General features: G+C 72.6%; 16 protein-coding genes. 8 read left to right on the top strand and 8 right to left on the bottom strand.

Going from position 1 to position 17,084, the window contains the following annotated elements:
- Positions 1-52 precede the first annotated feature (52 nt).
- Both N7925_RS29745 and N7925_RS29750 read right to left on the bottom strand, forming a co-directional pair.
- A complete protein-coding gene (locus N7925_RS29745; RefSeq protein ID WP_274345699.1) occupies positions 53-667 on the bottom strand; it encodes a hypothetical protein in 615 nt (204 codons plus the stop codon).
- 247 nt (positions 668-914) lie between these two features.
- Positions 915-2,195 carry an exo-beta-N-acetylmuramidase NamZ family protein gene (locus tag N7925_RS29750; RefSeq protein ID WP_274345700.1) on the bottom strand — a complete coding sequence of 427 codons (1,281 nt, stop codon included), beginning with the start codon at positions 2,193-2,195 and terminating at the stop codon, positions 915-917.
- A gap of 201 nt (positions 2,196-2,396) precedes the next feature.
- On the opposite strand from N7925_RS29750, the gene N7925_RS29755 reads away from it, so the two are divergent.
- From N7925_RS29755 to N7925_RS29770, 4 genes are all read left to right on the top strand, one after another.
- On the top strand, positions 2,397-3,167 hold the full coding sequence (locus N7925_RS29755; protein ID WP_274345701.1) for an SDR family oxidoreductase: 771 nt from the start codon (positions 2,397-2,399) through the stop codon (positions 3,165-3,167).
- Entirely contained in the window at positions 3,164-4,876 is a 1,713-nt protein-coding gene (locus N7925_RS29760; protein WP_274345702.1) for a class I adenylate-forming enzyme family protein, read from the top strand. The genes N7925_RS29755 and N7925_RS29760 overlap by 4 nt, the downstream gene beginning before the upstream one ends.
- A 49-nt stretch (positions 4,877-4,925) precedes the next feature.
- Positions 4,926-5,519, top strand: a complete 594-nt coding sequence (locus tag N7925_RS29765; protein WP_265602476.1) for a TetR/AcrR family transcriptional regulator — start codon at positions 4,926-4,928, stop codon at positions 5,517-5,519.
- A 311-nt stretch (positions 5,520-5,830) separates the two neighbouring features.
- On the top strand, positions 5,831-7,165 hold the full coding sequence (locus N7925_RS29770; protein WP_265602477.1) for a M28 family metallopeptidase: 1,335 nt from the start codon (positions 5,831-5,833) through the stop codon (positions 7,163-7,165).
- 70 nt (positions 7,166-7,235) lie between these two features.
- On the opposite strand, the gene N7925_RS29775 is transcribed toward N7925_RS29770, so the two are convergent.
- Both N7925_RS29775 and N7925_RS29780 read right to left on the bottom strand, forming a co-directional pair.
- Positions 7,236-8,450 carry an acyl-CoA dehydrogenase family protein gene (locus tag N7925_RS29775; RefSeq protein WP_274345703.1) on the bottom strand — a complete coding sequence of 405 codons (1,215 nt, stop codon included), beginning with the start codon at positions 8,448-8,450 and terminating at the stop codon, positions 7,236-7,238.
- A gap of 5 nt (positions 8,451-8,455) precedes the next feature.
- The gene (locus tag N7925_RS29780; RefSeq protein ID WP_265602479.1) at positions 8,456-9,478 is read right to left on the bottom strand and encodes a phosphotransferase family protein; all 1,023 of its coding nucleotides are present in this window, start codon (positions 9,476-9,478) and stop codon (positions 8,456-8,458) included.
- Positions 9,479-9,643: 165 nt separating this feature from the next.
- Here N7925_RS29780 and N7925_RS29785 point away from each other — a divergent pair, with 165 nt between their 5' ends.
- The gene (locus tag N7925_RS29785) at positions 9,644-10,933 is read left to right on the top strand and encodes an enolase C-terminal domain-like protein (protein WP_274345704.1); all 1,290 of its coding nucleotides are present in this window, start codon (positions 9,644-9,646) and stop codon (positions 10,931-10,933) included.
- Between the two features lie 116 nt (positions 10,934-11,049).
- Positions 11,050-11,985, top strand: coding sequence for an NADP-dependent oxidoreductase (locus N7925_RS29790; RefSeq protein WP_265602481.1), 936 nt, complete (start codon positions 11,050-11,052; stop codon positions 11,983-11,985).
- Between the two features lie 193 nt (positions 11,986-12,178).
- Here the strand turns inward: N7925_RS29790 and N7925_RS29795 are convergent, their stop codons facing one another.
- The 3 genes from N7925_RS29795 to N7925_RS29805 all read right to left on the bottom strand — a co-directional run bounded on the left by N7925_RS29795 (position 12,179) and on the right by N7925_RS29805 (position 13,518).
- The gene (locus tag N7925_RS29795; protein WP_265602482.1) at positions 12,179-12,493 is read right to left on the bottom strand and encodes a DUF202 domain-containing protein; all 315 of its coding nucleotides are present in this window, start codon (positions 12,491-12,493) and stop codon (positions 12,179-12,181) included.
- Positions 12,490-12,885 (bottom strand): YidH family protein, encoded by a 396-nt coding sequence (locus N7925_RS29800; protein WP_215106810.1) that lies wholly within the window; start codon positions 12,883-12,885, stop codon positions 12,490-12,492. The genes N7925_RS29795 and N7925_RS29800 overlap by 4 nt, the downstream gene beginning before the upstream one ends.
- Positions 12,886-12,963: 78 nt before the next feature.
- Positions 12,964-13,518 carry an NUDIX domain-containing protein gene (locus N7925_RS29805; RefSeq protein ID WP_265602483.1) on the bottom strand — a complete coding sequence of 185 codons (555 nt, stop codon included), beginning with the start codon at positions 13,516-13,518 and terminating at the stop codon, positions 12,964-12,966.
- A 145-nt stretch (positions 13,519-13,663) separates the two neighbouring features.
- On the opposite strand from N7925_RS29805, the gene N7925_RS29810 reads away from it, so the two are divergent.
- On the top strand, positions 13,664-15,319 hold the full coding sequence (locus N7925_RS29810) for an FAD-binding dehydrogenase (RefSeq protein ID WP_274345705.1): 1,656 nt from the start codon (positions 13,664-13,666) through the stop codon (positions 15,317-15,319).
- Positions 15,320-15,426: 107 nt separating this feature from the next.
- Here N7925_RS29810 and N7925_RS29815 read toward each other — a convergent pair whose 3' ends face one another.
- Positions 15,427-15,852, bottom strand: coding sequence for an ASCH domain-containing protein (locus tag N7925_RS29815; protein ID WP_274345706.1), 426 nt, complete (start codon positions 15,850-15,852; stop codon positions 15,427-15,429).
- A 204-nt stretch (positions 15,853-16,056) separates the two neighbouring features.
- Here N7925_RS29815 and N7925_RS29820 point away from each other — a divergent pair, with 204 nt between their 5' ends.
- Entirely contained in the window at positions 16,057-17,028 is a 972-nt protein-coding gene (locus tag N7925_RS29820) for a hypothetical protein (RefSeq protein ID WP_265602485.1), read from the top strand.
- The last annotated feature ends 56 nt before the right edge of the window (positions 17,029-17,084 follow it).

Here is a 17,084-nt window from a genome sequence, read left to right on the forward strand (position 1 = left end):
TCCCCAGGCGCACGTAGCTCCCCAGGCGCACGTAGCTCCCCGGGCGCGGTCCTCACGCCGCTGTGGTGGCCGGCCTCCGGTGCCGTGGCAGCCGGGCCCTGGCCAGTGTGCGGTCGGTCAGGGCGGGCTGCGGCACCGCGATCCCGCAGCCCGTGCACACCGGGCCCGCCCACGGCGCCTCGCCCCACTCCTGCCGCCACTCGATGCCGGTGTCCGCGCAGACCGGGCAGGCGGAGCCGGGGCCGGCGCCCAGAGCCGAGATCAGGCGGCGCAGGACCTCGGCGAGCGGCTCGGTGGGATGGACGTCCGGATCGGAGCAGCGGGCCACCCCGTGACCGCCCCAGGTGCGGCGGTGCCAGTCGTCGAACGCCCCGGGCCGCCGCACCCCCGCGTGCTTCTCGCGCCGCCGCCGCTCGGCGAACCCCGCCTCGTACGCGAGCCAGACGGCCCGCGCCTCCTCCAGCTCGTCCAGCGCGCCCACCAGGCGCACCGGATCGGGCGCCCGGTCCTCGGGATCGATCCCGTGCCGGGCGCACAGATGGTCCCAGGTCGCCCGGTGCCCGTACGGGGCGAACCTCTCCAAACACTTGCGCAGCGAATACCGCCGCAGGGCCAGGTCCCCCATCGGATCGCGGACCTGTCTCGCAAGACTCCGGAAACCGGCCATGACACCGCCACCTCCGTCGCTCGTCCTTGGACGTCAAGGAATGGACGTACGCCTGCCCGTTTCGGATCCATCGAAAGATGAAATCCGTCCATTGGCCGAGACTCCCCATGGGGAAGGGGCGCCCGGGCGGGAGCGAAGCGGCGCGCGGACGGGTGGTGCGCGGGCGTGCGGACGGGCCTCGCGAGCGCGCCCGGCCTCGCGGGCGCGCCCGGAATCCCATGGGCCGCGCCCGACCGGACGCGGGGGCCTACCCTCCGTACCGCAGATACCTCCGCCGCTTCGCCCGGAACGCCGACAGGTCACGCTGCCACGCCCGTACCACCGTGTCGGTGTCCGCGCCCGCGTCGATCATCGTGCGGACGCGGGTGTTCCCGGTGAGCTTGTCGATCCAGTTGTCCGGCCGCCAGGCGAAGCCGCTCCACGTCTGCTTCGCCGTCACCAGCAGGGCGATCCCGGTGCGCACCGGGTCGAAGACGTCCCGGTCCTGGACGTGCACCTGCACCCCGCCCACCGTCTTCCCCGCGAACTTGGAGAAGGTCGGCGCGAAGTACGCCTCGCGGAAGGACACCCCCGGCAGCTCCAGGGCGTTCGCGGCGGCCGCCCAGCGGTGGTCGACGCCCTCCGCGCCCAGCAGCTCGAAGGGGCGCGTGGTGCCGCGGCCCTCGGAGAGGTTCGTGCCCTCGAAGAGGCAGGTGCCGGAGTAGACGAGCGCCGTCTCGGGCGTCGGCATGTTCGGACTCGGCGGCACCCACGGCAGCCCGGTGTCGTCGAAGAAGTCCGAGCGCCGCCACCCCGACATCGTCACCACGTCCAGCCGTACCGGATTCGCGTGCAGGAACTCGGCGTTGAAGAACAGCGCCAGCTCCGCCACCGTCATCCCGTGCGCCTGGGCGATCTCCCGGCGGCCGACGAACGTGCCGAACGCCGGGTCCAGCACCGGGCCCAGCGCCGCCCGCCCGGTCATCGGGTTCGGCCGGTCCAGCACGACGAGGCGCTTGCCCGCGAGCGCCGCCGCCTCCATGCAGTCGTACAGCGTCCAGATGTACGTGTAGAAGCGCGCGCCCACGTCCTGGATGTCGAAGAGGACCGTGTCCACGCCCGAGGCGGTGAAGACGTCCGCGAGCGGCTGCCCGCTCTTGAGGTACGTGTCGTAGACCGGCAGCCCGGTCGCCGGGTCGTCGTAGCGGCCCTCGGAGCCGCCCGCCTGCGCGGTGCCCCGGAACCCGTGCTCGGGGCCGAAGACGGCGGTCAGCTCCACCCGTGCGTCCGGGTGCATCACGTCGACGATGTGCCGGACGTCGGCCGTGACGCCGGTCGGGTTGGTGACGATCCCGACCTTCTGGTCCCGCAGCATCCGGTAGCCGTCGGCCGCCAGCCGGTCGAAACCGGTGAGCACCCGGCCGCGCCCGTGCCCCGAGCCGCGGCCGGGGGCGGCCGACGCCGCGGCGATACCGGTGCCGGCCGCTGTAGCCGCGAGCGCGCCCACGGCGCCTCCCGCGGCCAGCACACCACGTCGGGACAGGCTCATTCCGCTACCTCCATGATCACGTCGACTGTCATGGCCACGCACGCTAGCGCGGGCCGGGGCCGCACGGAACGACCTGGACCGCGCCGATTCCCCCGGCCGGGCCCTGGGATCCGTACGGGCCCCGCCCGACTCGTTCCCGACCCTTTCCGGATCACATACCGACCGGTTAGTCTGCCGGTGCAGCCGGATGGGAAGGGCGGGATGACGATGGGTACGGTGCAGGGCGCCGGCGTAGTGGTCACAGGGGCCGGAGGCGGCATCGGAGCCGCTCTGGCCCGCAGGTTCGCCGCCGGGGGCGCACGGGTCGTCGTCAACGACCTCGACCTCGCGCGGGTCGAACCGCTCGCGAAGGAGATCGGCGGCTTCGCCGTCGCCGGGGACGCCTCGGGCATCGTGGACGCCGCCCGGGAGGCGCTGGACGGCACGGTGGACGTCTACTGCGCCAACGCGGGCCTCGCCTCGCCCGGCGACGCGTTCGCCGACGAGGAGGTCTGGGCCGCCGCCTGGGACGTCAACGTGATGGCCCACGTCCGCGCGGCCAGGGCACTCCTGCCGGAGTGGCTGGAGCGCGGCAGCGGCCGTTTCGTCACCACCGCCTCCGCCGCCGGGCTGCTGACGATGATCGGCGCGGCCCCGTACAGCGTCACCAAGCACGGTGCGGTCGCCTTCGCCGAGTGGCTCTCCCTCACCTACCGCCACCGCGGGATCAAGGTCCACGCGATCTGCCCGCAGGGCGTGCGCACCGACATGCTCACCGCCGCCGGTTCGGCCGGCGAGCTGGTCCTCGCTCCCGGCGCCATCGAGCCGGACGCGGTCGCCAACGCGCTGTTCGAGGCGATGGACGCCGACCGCTTCCTGGTCCTGCCGCACCCCGAGGTGGCCGGCTACTACCAGGCCCGCGCCACCGATCCCGACCGGTGGATGGGCCAGATGAACCGCCTCCAGCAGAAGTGGGAGGCGAGCGGCGCATGAACGACCCGACCCCCGGCCGTCCGGCTTCCGACGCCCCCGGATCCGACGGCTCGGTCTACGCGGCCCAGCCGTGGCTCGCCCTGCTCAGCGACGCCCAGCGCGCCCCCGTCACCCCGCCTGCGACCGTGCTGCACGCCTTCCGCGCCGCGGTCGGGCGCGCACCCGGGCACCCGGCCCTGGCCTACTTCGACGGCCGCCTGACCTACCGCGAGACCGACGAGCTGTCCGACTCGGTGGCCGGACACCTCGCCGCCCGCGGGGTGCGCCGCGGCGACCGGGTCGCGATCATGCTCCAGAACAGCCCGCACTTCGTCCTAGCGCTGCTCGGCGCGTGGAAGGCGGGGGCCGTCGTCGTTCCCCTCAACCCGATGTACAAGTCGGGCGAGGTCGGCCATGTCCTCGCGGACGCCGGAGTCACCGCGCTGATCTGCTCGGACCGGGCGTGGGAGGCGTATCTGCGGGAGACCGCGGCGGCGGCCCCGCACCTCACCGTCGCGCTCACCGCCTGCGAGCTGGACCTCCAGACCGTGAACGACCCCCGCGTCCTCGGCTTCGAACGGCTCCCGGCCCCCGGCCCCGACGACCTGGCGGACGACCTGCTGACCGCCGCCCGAGCAGGGAACCCGGCCCCGGCGGACCGGGAGCTGACCTCAGCCGACACGGCGCTGATCAGCTACACCTCCGGGACGAGCGGCACCCCCAAGGGCGCGATGAACGCCCACGGCAACATCATGGTCAACGCCGAACGCCAGCGCACCGGCCACCCGATCGCCGAGGGCTCCTCCTACTTCGCCCTCGCCCCGCTCTTCCACATCACCGGCATGGTCTGCCAGCTCGCCGCCTGCGTCGCCAACGCGGGCACACTCGTCCTGGCCTACCGCTTCGAGGCGGGCGTCGTCCTGGAAGCCTTCGCCGCCCACCGCCCCGCCTACACCGTCGGCCCCTCCACCGCCTTCATGGCGCTGGCCGCGCATCCGGACGCCACCCCGGACCACTTCGCCTCGTTCCGGGTGATCTCCTCCGGCGGCGCGCCCCTGCCGCCCGCGCTCGTGGAGAAGTTCCGCGCGGGCTTCGGCCCGTACCTCCGCAACGGCTACGGACTCACCGAGTGCACCGCCCCCTGCGCCTCGGTCCCGCCCGAGCACGAGGCCCCGGTGGACCCGGTATCGGGCACCCTCTCCGTCGGCGTCCCGGGCCCCGACACCTTCGTACGGATCCTCGACGAGACCGGCCGGGAGGTCCCCTTCGGGGAGCAGGGCGAGATCGCGGTGCGCGGCCCCCAGGTCGTCTCCGGCTACTGGAACCTCCCCGAGGCCACGGCCGCCGCCTTCCCGGACGGCGAGCTGCGCACCGGCGACATCGGCTTCATGGACGCGGCGGGCTGGCTGTACGTCGTCGACCGCAAGAAGGACATGATCAACGCCTCCGGGTTCAAGGTGTGGCCGCGCGAGGTGGAGGATGTCCTCTACACCCACCCGGCGGTGCGCGAGGCGGCCGTCGTGGGCGTGCCCGACGCGTACCGCGGGGAGACGGTCCGGGCGCACGTGAGCCTGCGTCCGGGGGCCTCGGTGGAGCCCGGCGAGCTGAGCGCCTACTGCGGGGAACGGCTCGCCGCGTACAAGTATCCGCGCGAGGTGGAGATCCTGGCCGAGCTGCCGAAGACGGCGAGTGGGAAGATCCTCAGGCGGGAACTGCGTTCCCCCCGTTAGAACGGCGTCGAAACAGCGCGCGCACGGTACGAAAGGAAGGTGGCGGCTCATGGCCAAGGCGACGGATCAGAACGGCACTCCCGTCCCTCAGAGGCTGCTGGCCGCCGCCACCCGGCTCTTCGCCGAGCGCGGGTACGACCGCACCTCGGTCCAGGAGATCGTCGAGGCGGCGGGCGTCACCAAGGGGGCGCTCTACCACTACTTCGGCTCCAAGGAGGACCTGCTCCAGGAGGTCTACGCCCGGGTGCTCCGGCTCCAGCAGGAGCGGCTGGACGCCTTCGCGGACGCCGAGGCGCCCGTCGAGCAGCGGCTGCGCGACGCGGCGGCCGACGTGGTCGTCACGACCATCGACAACCTGGACGACGCGGCGATCTTCTTCCGCTCCATGCACCACCTGAGCCCCGAGAAGAACAAGCAGGTGCGCGTCGAGCGCCGCCGCTACCACGAGCGCTTCCGGGCCCTGGTCGAGGAGGGCCAGCGCGGCGGCGTGTTCTCCTCGGCCACCCCCGCCGACCTGGTCGTCGACTACCACTTCGGCTCGGTCCACCACCTCTCCACCTGGTACCGCCCGGACGGCCCGCTCAGCCGCCAGGAGGTCGCCGACCACCTCGCGGATCTGCTGCTGCGGGCCCTGCGCCCGTAAGCGGCTCCGGACCGGAACCGGGGCCGTCCACTGGCCCGCTCCGCCGGTCGGGGCGAGTCTGGATGTATGACGAATGTCCTGCCTCCCGATGAGGTGTTGAGGTTCACGGGCGAACCGCTGTTCGTTAATAGAACGGCTGTGTCCGGTTTCCGCTCTTGACGGAGCACGGTCATTTCCTTGAGCATCGGTCACGCATCGCGCACCTCTGGGCCGCCTGTCCGGGCCCATGCTCCAGGACCCGGCCGGATCACCGCACGGCCGGGGACCCCCCGCACGTTCCGTCAGTCCCCAACGGAATCCGGAGCCCGTGAATGAGACCGAACCGTTTCACCCTGCGCAGATCCCCGACGGCCGTCGCGGCGCTCGCCCTCGCCGCCGTCCTCGGAGCCGGAGCACCGGCCGCCCAGGCCGCCGGCGAGCCCGCACCGGCGACAGCCGCCGTCGCGGCGCCCGACATCCCCCTGGCAGGCGTCAAGGCCCACCTCACGCAGCTCTCGACGATCGCCGCGAACAACGGCGGCAACCGCGCCCACGGCCGCCCCGGCTACAAGGCGTCCGTCGACTACGTGAAGGCCAAGCTCGACGCCGCCGGATACACCACCACGCTCCAGCAGTTCACCTCCAACGGAGCCACCGGCTACAACCTGATAGCCGACTGGCCCGGCGGCGACCCGAACAAGGTCCTGATGGCCGGGGCCCATCTCGACTCGGTCTCCTCCGGCGCCGGGATCAACGACAACGGCTCCGGCTCGGCCGGCGTCCTGGAGACCGCCCTGGCCGTCTCCCGCGCCGGGTACCAGCCCGACAAGCACCTGCGGTTCGCCTGGTGGGGCGCCGAGGAGCTGGGCCTGATCGGCTCGAAGTACTACGTCAACAACCTGCCGTCCGCAGAGCGTTCAAAGCTCTCCGGCTATCTCAACTTCGACATGATCGGCTCGCCCAACGCCGGCTACTTCGTCTACGACGACGACCCGGTCATCGAGAAGACCTTCAAGGACTACTTCGCGGGGCTGAACGTCCCCACCGAGATCGAGACCGAGGGCGACGGCCGCTCCGACCACGCCCCGTTCAAGAACGTCGGCGTCCCTGTCGGAGGCCTCTTCACCGGCGCCGGCTACACCAAGTCCGCCGCCCAGGCGCAGAAGTGGGGCGGGACCGCGGGGCAGGCCTTCGACCGCTGCTACCACTCGTCCTGCGACACCACGAGCAACATCAACGACACCGCCCTGGACCGCAACAGCGACGCCGCCGCCCACGCCATCTGGACCCTGTCCTCCCCCGCCGGCGAACCGCCCGCCGGGGACGTGTTCAGCAACACCGCGGATGTCGCCATCCCGGACGGGGGAGCGGCCGTGACCTCGCCGGTCGCGGTCACCGGACGGACGGGCAACGCCCCGGCCGCCCTCCAGGTCGGCGTCGACATCAAGCACACCTGGCGCGGCGACCTGGTCGTCGACCTGGTGGCCCCGGACGGCACCGCGTACCGGCTGAAGAACTCCAGCAGCGGCGACTCGGCCGACAACGTCATCACGACGTACACGGTCAACGCCTCGGCCGAGGTGGCCAACGGCTCCTGGAAGCTCCGCGTCCAGGACGTCGCCCGCCAGGACACCGGCTACATCGACAGCTGGAAGCTCACCTTCTGAGCCTGCCGTATACGTACGGGTGCGGCCCCCTCCCGAAGAGCACCTCGGGAGGGGGCCGCACCGCTGTCCGTCACACGTACCGCTTGATCTCCCGCCGGGCCAGCGACCGCTGGTGCACCTCGTCCGGCCCGTCCGCCAGCCGCAGCGTCCGCGCCGAGGCCCACAGCTCCGCCAGCGGGAAGTCCTGGCTCACCCCGCCCGCGCCGTACAGCTGCACCGCGGAGTCGAGGATGTCCACCACCGCGCGCGGGGTGGCGATCTTGATGGCCTGGATCTCGGTGTGCGCGCCCTTGTTGCCCACGGTGTCCATCAGCCAGGCCGTCTTCAGCACCAGCAGCCGCAACTGCTCCACCGTGACCCGGGCGTCCGCGATCCAGTTCTGCACGACGCCCTGCTGGGCGAGCGGCTTGCCGAACGCCGTACGCGCCACCGCCCGCCGGCACATCAGCTCGATGGCCCGCTCCGCCATCCCGATGAGCCGCATGCAGTGGTGGATCCGCCCCGGACCCAGCCGCGCCTGCGCGATGGCGAAGCCGCCGCCCTCCTCGCCGATCAGGTTCGCCGCGGGCACCCGTACATCGTGGAAGACCACCTCGGCGTGACCGCCGTGCGCGTGGTCCTCGTACCCGTACACCCGCATCGCGCGCCGCACTTCGAGGCCCGGGGTGTCGCGCGGCACCAGGATCATCGACTGCTGGCGGCGGATGTCCGCGCCGTCCGGGTCGGTCTTGCCCATCACGATGAAGACCGCGCACTCCGGGTTCATCGCCCCGGAGATGTACCACTTGCGCCCGTTGACGACGTAGTCCTCGCCGTCCCGCGCGATCCGGGTCTCGATGTTCGTCGCGTCCGAGGACGCCACGTCCGGCTCCGTCATCGCGAACGCGGAGCGGATCTCCCCGGCGAGCAACGGCTCCAGCCACCGCTTCTTCTGCTCGTCGGTGCCGAACTGGAAGAGCACCTCCATGTTCCCGGTGTCCGGGGCCGCGCAGTTCAGCGCGGTCGGCGCGAGATGCGGGGAGCGTCCGGTGATCTCCGCGAGCGGGGCGTACTGGAGGTTCGTCAGCCCGGCCCCGTACTCCCCGTCCGGCAGGAAGAGGTTCCACAGCCCCTGCCGCCGCGCCTCGGCCTTCAGCTCACCCACCACCGCCGGGGTGTCCCACGGGGATGCGAGCCGCGCCCGCTGCTCCTCGGCGACCTCCTCGGCCGGATACACGTGCTCGTCCATGAACGCGAGCAGCCTGCTCCGCAGCTCCTCGGTACGGGCGTCGAATGCGAAGTCCATGGGGTTCAGCCTTCCTGGAGGGTGGTGAGGCCGTGCTCGATGAAGACGGGGACCAGATCGCCGATCCGGTCGAAGCCCGCGCCGACGGTCTGACCGAGGGTGTAGCGGTAGTGGATGCCCTCCAGGATCACGGCGAGCTTGAACCACGCGAACGCGGTGTACCAGGAGATGGCGGAGGTGTCCCGGCCCGAGCGGGCCGCGTAGCGCTCGATCAGCTCGGCGGGGGACGGATGCCCGGCCGCGCCGCTGGTGGTGGAGACGGGCGACCGGGGCAGGTCGAGGTCGGAGCTGTACATCACCAGCAGCCCGAGGTCGGTCAGCGGATCACCGAGCGTGGACATCTCCCAGTCGAGGACGGCCTCGATCCGGTCGTCGGAGCCGAGCAGCACGTTGTCCAGGCGGTAGTCGCCGTGGACGACGGTGGGCGCGGGGGAGGAGGGCAGCCCGCGGCCGAGGGAGGCGTGCAGCTCGTCGATGCCCGCCAGCTCGCGGTTGCGGGAGGCGTCCAACTGCTTGCCCCAGCGCCGCAACTGCCGGTCCAGGAAGCCGTCGGGACGCCCGAAGTCCCCGAGCCCGACCGCCCCGGGGTCCACGGCGTGCAGGTCGACCAGGGTGTCGACGAGCCCGAGGACCGCCGCCCGGGTGCGCTCCGGGCCCAGCGGGGCGAGCTGCTCGGCGGTGCGGTACGGGGTGCCCTCGACGTACTCCATCACGTAGAACGGGGCGCCGATCACGCTGTCGTCCTCGCAGAGCAGCAGCGGCTCCGGCACCGGGACGGCGGTGGGGTACAGGCCGCTGATCACCCGGTGCTCGCGCGTCATGTCGTGCGCGGTGGCCAGCACATGGCCGAGCGGAGGCCTGCGCACCACCCACTGCCCCGTCCCGTCGCCGACGACGTACGTCAGGTTCGAGCGACCGCCCTCGATCAGCCGCGCTTCGAGGGGTCCGCTCACCAGCCCCGGCCGCTCGCGGTCGAGATGGCCGCGCAGCAGCTCCGGGTCGAGACCTGGTGGGGGGACTGAACTCATGGTGCGTACCTCCGGGCGACGGAACAGGGCGGGGCGAGGCGACTGGACGATCGGGAACCATGATGCCGACCAGTCGGTATGTCGTCCAGTGTCCTCCCGGGATCCGGCGGCGCGGAGGCTGACCCGACCCTGGCGGCGAGACGCATCCGTGAATAGGGTTCACGGATGAATACAGATGATCTGGTGATCGAAGGCGTCCGGCTCACCCCGATCCTCGTGTCCGATCCACCCCTGCTGAACACCCAGGGAGTCCACCAGCCGTACACCCCACGCCTGATCGTGGAGGCCGTCACCCGGGGCGGAACCACCGGCGTGGGGGAGACCTACGGCGACGGCGCCTACCTGGAGCCCGCACGCTCCCTCGCCGAGGCGCTCCCGGGCCGGGCGGTCACCGATCTGAACGGGCTGTTCGCCCTGGCCGAGGAGGTGTGCGGCGCATCGCGCGCCGCCGACGACCGGGTCGACGCCGGGGGACTGCGCGGAGTCAGGAACGCGGAGAAGATCCGGCTCTCGGTCGTCTCCGCCTTCGAGGTCGCCTGCCTGGACGCCCTCGGCAAGGCCCGGGGCCTGCCCGTGCACGCCCTGCTCGGCGGCAAGGTCCGTGACACCGTCGAGTACAGCGCCTACCTCTTCTACCGCTGGGCCGCCCACCCCGGCCCCGGCGAGAGGGACGACTGGGGCGCGGCGCTCGACCCGGCCGGCGTCGTCGCCCAGGCCCGGCGCTTCGCCGACACCTACGGCTTCGGCTCCTTCAAGCTCAAGGGCGGCGTCTTCGAGCCCGACCGGGAGATCGCCGCGATACACGCCCTGGCCGAGGCGTTCCCGGGCCGCCCGCTGCGCCTGGACCCGAACGGCGCCTGGTCCGTCCCCACCTCGCTGTACGTCGCCGAGCGGCTGAGGGGCGTCCTCGAATACCTGGAGGACCCCACCAGCGGCACGGCCGGCATGGCCGCCGTCTCGGCCGGAACCGACGTCCCGCTCGCCACCAACATGTGCGTCACCACCCTCGCCGAGCTCCCCGAGGCCTTCGCCCGTGACGCCGTCCAGATCGTCCTGAGCGACCACCACTACTGGGGCGGACTGCACCGCACCCGGGAACTGGCGGCCATCTGCCGCACGTTCGGCGTCGGACTCTCCATGCACTCCAACACCCACCTCGGCATCAGCCTCGCCGCGATGACCCACGTCGCCGCCACGGTGCCTGACCTCGGTCACGCCTGCGACAGCCACTACCCCTGGCAGACCGAGGACGTCATCACCGAGCGCCACACCTTCACCGGCGGCCGGCTGACCGTCTCCGACGCCCCCGGCCTCGGCGTCGAACTGGACCGTGAGCGCCTGTCCGCCCTGCACCGGCGCTGGCTGGCGGACGAGACCCACCGCGAGCGCGACGACGCGGCGGCGATGCGCGCCGCCGACCCGGAGTGGACGACGCCGGCGGTCCCGCGCTGGTGAGGGCGCCGGAGGTCCCGCGCCGATGAGGGCGCCGGCGGTCCCGCGCTGTGAGAGGGGCGGGCCCCGGCCGTACCCCTTGAGTTGCGGCAGCCCCGACCTGCACGGAAGGTCGAGGGATGAAGGCGATCAGCTACAGCGCGTACGGTTCTGCCGACGTCATGGAATACGGCGAGCGGCCCGACCCCAAGGTCGGCCCCGACACGGTCCTGGTGAAGGTACGGGCAGCCGCCGTCAACCCGGTCGACTGGAAGGCCCGCGAGGGCTACCTCCAGGGTGGCCTCGAAGCCGTCTTCCCGGTGATCCCCGGCTGGGACGTCTCCGGGGTCGTCGTGCAACCGGGCATCGCCGTGGACGAGTTCGCGGTGGGCGACGAGGTCATCGGCTACGTACGCGAGGACTTCCTCTCGCGCGGTACGTTCGCCGAGTACGTCGCCGCCCCCGTGCGCACCCTCGCCCGCAAGCCCCTGAGCCTGAGCTTCGAGGAGGCCGCGGGCCTGCCGCTGGCCGGGCTGACCGCCTACCAGGTGCTGCACCGCACCCTGAAGATCCGCGAGGGCGACACCGTCCTGGTCCACGCGGCGGCCGGCGGCGTCGGATCGCTCGCCGTCCAGATCGCCCGGCACACCGGCTGCCGGGTGATCGGCACCGCGAGCCCCCGCAACCACGAGCACCTCCGCAGCCTCGGCGCGGAGCCCGTGGAGTACGGCGAGGGCCTCGTCGACCGGCTGCGCGCACTGGTCCCGGACGGCTTCGACGCCTCCTTCGACACGGTGGGCGGCGACGCGCTGCGGGCCAGCGCCGACACCCTCGCCCCGGGCGGCCGGCTCGCCTCCATCGCGGACGGCGAGGTCTTCTCCTACGGCGGCCGCTACGCCTTCGTGCGCCCCGACGCCGACGACCTGGCCCGACTCGCGGAACTGGCCGAGCGCGGCATCGTCACCGTCCATGTGGACCGGGTGTTCCCGCTGGAGCAGGCCGCCGACGCGTACCGGCTCAACGAGGAGGGGCGGACCCGCGGCAAGATCGTGGTGACGGTGGACTGGGACGGCTGAGGAGCCCCGCCGGAACAGCCCGGCCGCCCACGTCGGGGCCCGGCTCGCAAGAGCCTGGCCGGCGGGCGTCCGGGCCCGGCTCAGAGAAGAGCCTGGCCAGTACGTCCGGGCCCGGCTCGCAACAGCCCGGCCGCCCCCGTCCGGCCCGGCTCAAGCGGCATCGCGCCCCCGTCCGGCCCGTCCGGCCCGGCTCTCAGAAGAGCATCGCCGCCGCGAACACCGCCAGCGCCACCGTGCACAGCGTCGCCGCCAGCGCCCCGCGCGGGGCGAGCGGCTCGGGCCGCGCCGCCTCCATCCGCAGCACCCGGCGGTGGGCCACCACCAGGAAACCCAGCCAGGCCGCCGCGCTCAGCGCCACCGCGATCAGCGCGGCCGGGGTCGCCCCGGCGTGCAGCGCCTGCCGCACCGCGAGCAGCGCGACGACCGTGGCGGACAGCGTCGTACGCCGCCAGGCCAGCCGGGTCCGCTCGGGCTGGAGCCCGGGGTCCCGGTCCGCCGGCGCCGTCACACGCCCTCCCAGCCGAAGAGGACCACCACCACCATCGCCACGGCGACGACGGCGACCACGAGGCTCAGCAGCGTCGGGAACCGGGACACCGGCAGGTCCTCGCCCCGCCGCATCGCCCGCTCGCACCGCACCCAGTGGTTGACCGCCCGCAGCGCGCAGAGCACCCCGGCCGCGAGCAGCCCGAGCGCGAGCCCGGCCCGGACGCCCCACACCAGCTCCGGCAGGAACTGGTCGACGGCGAAACCCCCGCCGATCAGGGCCAGCGCCGTCCGGATCCAGGCGAGGAACGTCCGCTCGTTGGCCAGCGAGAACCGGTAGTCGGGGGTGTCCCCCTCGTCCCGGATCCGCTGCGGCGCGAACCACAGCCGTACGCTCTGCACGATCTTGTTCACACTGGAACCCTAGGCCGTACGCGCCGATCAGGCCCGGTCAGCCCCGCTCGAAACCGGTCGGGGAAGGCCGAGCCCCGGTCAACCCCGGTCGGCTCCGTACGGGGCGTCCGAGCCCGGTCGGGCCGCCCGGAACTCCCGCAGCCGCCGGTACGCCTCCACCCCGTCGGGCACCCAGGGCCACTCGTCGAGCCGCCGCTCCAGCTCCGCGTCGTCCAGGAACGTGTGCCAGGCGACCTCCTCCACCTGCGGGGCCACCGGCAGCTCGCACCGCACCCGGTAGATGGCGGACCACCAGGTGTACCCGGTGTCCGGGTCGGCGTAGAGGAACCGGAACAGCGGCTCGGGCCGCGGCAGCCCCGAGACCCCCAGCTCCTCCTCCGCCTCGCGCAGCGCCGCCTCGTCGTACGACTCGCCCGCCCCCACCACCCCGCCGACGAACATGTCGTAGTGCGAGGGGAAGACCAGCTTCGTGGGCGTACGCCGATGGACGAACACCCGCCCGTCGGCGTCGCGAGCCTCGATGAACACACAGCGGTGCCGCAGCCTCCGCGCGGTCGCCTCGCCACGCGGGGCCTGCCCGATGACCTCGTCGTTCTCGTCGACGATGTCCAGGATCTCGTCGGAGGGCGTCATACGTCTCATCCAACAGCACCCGGACGGTTGACGTGGCCCCGGCGGGTACCCAAGATCTGACGCACGAGCAACTTGAACGTTTCGCCGGCCCGGTGGGCCGACCTTCCCCGCCCGCCCCCCGAGCCACCCCGACAGGATGGAACCCATGGCGTACGACGCTGATGTGATCGTGATCGGGGCAGGACTCGCCGGGCTCGTGGCCACCGCCGAACTGGTCGACGCCGGCCGTTCCGTGATCCTCCTCGACCAGGAGCCCGAGCAGTCCATCGGCGGCCAGGCGCACTGGTCCTTCGGCGGCCTCTTCCTCGTGGACTCCCCCGAACAGCGCCGGCTGCGGATCAAGGACAGCCGGGAGCTGGCCCTCCAGGACTGGTACGGCACGGCGGGCTTCGACCGGGAGACCGAGGACCGCTGGCCGCGGAAGTGGGCCGAGGCGTACGTCGACTTCGCCGCCGGTGAGAAGCGCTCCTGGCTGCACCAGCAGGGGCTGCGCATCTTCCCGGTCGTCGGCTGGGCGGAACGCGGCGGCTACGACGCGATGGGCCACGGCAACTCCGTGCCCCGCTTCCACATCACCTGGGGCACCGGCCCCGGCGTCGTCGCCCCCTTCGAACGGCGGGTCCGCGAGGGCGTCGCCAAGGGGCTCGTCCAGCTGAGGTTCCGCCACCGCGTCACCGGTCTCGCCCGCACCGCCGGGGCGCTCGACACGGTCACCGGCGAGATCCTGGAGCCCAGCGCCGCCGAGCGAGGCACCGCGAGCAGCCGGGAGGTCACGGCCCCCTTCGAGCTGAAGGCGCAGGCGGTGATCGTCACCTCCGGCGGCATCGGCGGCAATCACGAACTGGTCCGCGCCCAGTGGCCCGAACGCCTGGGCACCCCGCCGGAGAAGATGCTGTCGGGGGTGCCCGCGCACGTCGACGGACTGATGCTCGGCATCGCCGAGAAGGCGGGCGCGCACCACATCAACCGCGACCGGATGTGGCACTACACCGAGGGCATCGAGAACTGGAACCCGATCTGGGCCAAGCACGGCATCCGGATCCTGCCCGGTCCCTCGTCCCTCTGGCTGGACGCGCGCGGCAAGCGCCTGCCGGTCCCGCTCTTCCCCGGCTTCGACACGCTCGGCACCCTCGAACACATCATGGGCTCCGGCCACGGCTACACCTGGTTCGTGCTCAACCAGCGCATCATCGGCAAGGAGTTCGCGCTCTCCGGCTCCGAACAGAACCCGGACCTGACCGGCAAGTCGGTCCGCCAGGTGATCGGCAGGGCCCGCGCGGACGTGCCCGCACCGGTCAAGGCGTTCATGGACCACGGCGTCGACTTCGTCGTCGAGAAGGACCTCGGCGCCCTGGTCCGGGGCATGAACGCGGTCACCGGCGACGACCTCATCGACGAGGAGAGCCTGCGCCGCGAGATCACCGCCCGTGACCGCGAGATCGCCAACCCCTTCACCAAGGACCTCCAGGTCACCGCGGTCCACGGGGCCCGCGCCTACCTGGGCGACCGCCTCATCCGCACCGCGAAACCGCACCGCGTCCTGGACCCGGCGGCGGGCCCGCTGATCGCCGTCCGGCTCAACATCCTCACCCGCAAGTCCCTGGGCGGCCTGGAGACGGACCTGTCCTCCCGCGTCCTCGACCCCGAGGGCGCCCCGCTCCCCGGCCTGTACGCGGCGGGCGAGGCCGCGGGCTTCGGCGGCGGCGGAGTCCACGGCTACCGCTCCCTGGAGGGCACGTTCCTGGGCGGCTGCATCTTCTCCGGCAGAGCGGCGGGCCGGGCGGCGGCGCAGGCGGTGTAAGCACCGCACCGAGACCAGGCCCCGCCCTCACCCCGCGGACGAACCGGGCCCCGCTCCTCAAGCCCCTCCGGCGATTGAGGAGCGGGGCCCGGGGCGGAGCCCCGAAGTCACCCCAACCGCTCGACCACCCGGAACCGCTCCGCGACGATCAGCGTCCCGTCGTTCACCGTGAACCCCGGATCCCCCAGCGCCTCCCGCATCTCCTCGCTGTGCCAGAACCGCTCGTGCCCCGCCCGCCATTCGGCCACCGACCGATACCCCTCGCCCTCGTCGAGCGCATGCTGGAGATCCACCTCCCCCAGGGGCAGCACCCGTACGTCGATCAGCTCCAGCACCGCCACCTCCCGCCCTTCCGAGTCGATCAGCGCGGACCGTTCGCCCACCGGGGGAAGCTCCTCCTGCTCCCGTTCGTACTCGGCCAACAGCCCGGAGGTGGACACCTTTTCGCCGGAGAGGACCGCCGCCACCAGCTGGTCGCGCAACGGCCCGGGAAAGGCGAGAAGGAAAGGGCTGAGGGGTTCGCGAGGTTTCATCTCCTCAGTGTGTCAGGCGCCACTCAGCGCCCCCCCGACCCCGCCGCACGCTGCGCGAACGCCCCACCCGACGGGGTGCAATCCAGCCAAGTAGCCAAAAAGTGAACAGAGTTGACATCAGGCGCCCCTTGACGGGGAGCATGGCCTACCGCTTTGCTGTGCGCGATCATCTGCTCGCACACCGCATCGAAAGAAGCCTGCGGCATGCCCCCGCCTCCGCCGCCCCTGGGCCGCTCCCGCCGTCGGGGCAGCCGCTCGGACCACGTCTTCGACCTGGCCCTCGACGACGATGAACTCATCGCCGCACGAGGCCGGTTCGTTCAGGGCAGATGGTCCGAGGCCCGCACCCTGCTCGTGGGCACCGGGCGGGACTGGGACCGCCGGGGACATCGTCTGCTGGCCCTCGCCGAGACCCCGTCGGCCGTGGACTGGGCCGGTGACTGGCTGCTCGTCGAACCCGAGAGCGCCGACGCGGCCACCCTCCTCGGCTGCGCCCGGGTCGCCCGTGCGCTGCGGCCCAGGGCCAAGGCGAACGACGCCGCCCGCGCCCGGGAAGCCTGCCTGGCCGCCGCCCGTCTTCTCCCCGACGACCCCACCCCCTGGCTCGCGCTGCTCCTCCTGGACCGGGGCCGCGACGACGGGGCGGACGAGACCGGCCGGCTCTTCGAGGAAGTGCGCTCCCGCCATCCCGACCACCATCACGCCCACCACGTGATGACCGCTCTGCTGGCCGAGAGCAACCCCGCCAGCGGACACGACCCCCTCCACGAGGTGTACGACTTCGCCGCCTGGGCCGCCGAACTGGCCCCCGCCGACTCCCCGTTGTCCGTTCTCCCGGTCATCGCCCACGCCGAGCGCTACCGCGTCCTGGTCGCCGCCGGCATCGAGCCCGGCGACCCGGCGCTCTCCGAGTACTGGTCCGGACGCCGGGCCCGCCAGGTGATGAAGGCCGCCTTCGACTGGTGGCTGGAATGGGAGCGCGAGGACCATCCGCGTCACCGCCTCGATCTGAACTTCCTGGCCCACGCCAAGGTCTGCGAGGGCCGGCCCGCCGAGGCCGCCGCCCTGTTCCACCGCATCGGCCCGTACGCCACCGCCGCGCCCTGGTCGTACTCCGGACGGGAGCCCCACGCCGCATTCGTCGCCGCGCGCGCCTACGCGCTCGGCACCCCGTGAAAGCGCCCGTGAAAGCGCCCGTGAAGCGCCCGTGAAGCACCCAGTGATCCACGAAG

Origin of the sequence: Streptomyces sp. CA-278952 (assembly GCF_028747205.1) — a bacterium.
Lineage (GTDB): Bacteria > Actinomycetota > Actinomycetes > Streptomycetales > Streptomycetaceae > Streptomyces.

What these genes read in the sequence shown, in the direction of transcription:
- N7925_RS29745 (WP_274345699.1), bottom strand. Translation starts at nt 667, where the DNA reads ATGGCCGGTTTCCGGAGTCTTGCGAGACAGGTCCGCGATCCGATGGGG.
- N7925_RS29750 (WP_274345700.1), bottom strand. Translation starts at nt 2,195, where the DNA reads ATGAGCCTGTCCCGACGTGGTGTGCTGGCCGCGGGAGGCGCCGTGGGC.
- N7925_RS29755 (WP_274345701.1), top strand. Translation starts at nt 2,397, where the DNA reads ATGACGATGGGTACGGTGCAGGGCGCCGGCGTAGTGGTCACAGGGGCC.
- N7925_RS29760 (WP_274345702.1), top strand. Translation starts at nt 3,164, where the DNA reads ATGAACGACCCGACCCCCGGCCGTCCGGCTTCCGACGCCCCCGGATCC.
- N7925_RS29765 (WP_265602476.1), top strand. Translation starts at nt 4,926, where the DNA reads ATGGCCAAGGCGACGGATCAGAACGGCACTCCCGTCCCTCAGAGGCTG.
- N7925_RS29770 (WP_265602477.1), top strand. Translation starts at nt 5,831, where the DNA reads ATGAGACCGAACCGTTTCACCCTGCGCAGATCCCCGACGGCCGTCGCG.
- N7925_RS29775 (WP_274345703.1), bottom strand. Translation starts at nt 8,450, where the DNA reads ATGGACTTCGCATTCGACGCCCGTACCGAGGAGCTGCGGAGCAGGCTG.
- N7925_RS29780 (WP_265602479.1), bottom strand. Translation starts at nt 9,478, where the DNA reads ATGAGTTCAGTCCCCCCACCAGGTCTCGACCCGGAGCTGCTGCGCGGC.
- N7925_RS29785 (WP_274345704.1), top strand. Translation starts at nt 9,644, where the DNA reads ATGAATACAGATGATCTGGTGATCGAAGGCGTCCGGCTCACCCCGATC.
- N7925_RS29790 (WP_265602481.1), top strand. Translation starts at nt 11,050, where the DNA reads ATGAAGGCGATCAGCTACAGCGCGTACGGTTCTGCCGACGTCATGGAA.
- N7925_RS29805 (WP_265602483.1), bottom strand. Translation starts at nt 13,518, where the DNA reads ATGACGCCCTCCGACGAGATCCTGGACATCGTCGACGAGAACGACGAG.
- N7925_RS29810 (WP_274345705.1), top strand. Translation starts at nt 13,664, where the DNA reads ATGGCGTACGACGCTGATGTGATCGTGATCGGGGCAGGACTCGCCGGG.
- N7925_RS29815 (WP_274345706.1), bottom strand. Translation starts at nt 15,852, where the DNA reads ATGAAACCTCGCGAACCCCTCAGCCCTTTCCTTCTCGCCTTTCCCGGG.
- N7925_RS29820 (WP_265602485.1), top strand. Translation starts at nt 16,057, where the DNA reads ATGCCCCCGCCTCCGCCGCCCCTGGGCCGCTCCCGCCGTCGGGGCAGC.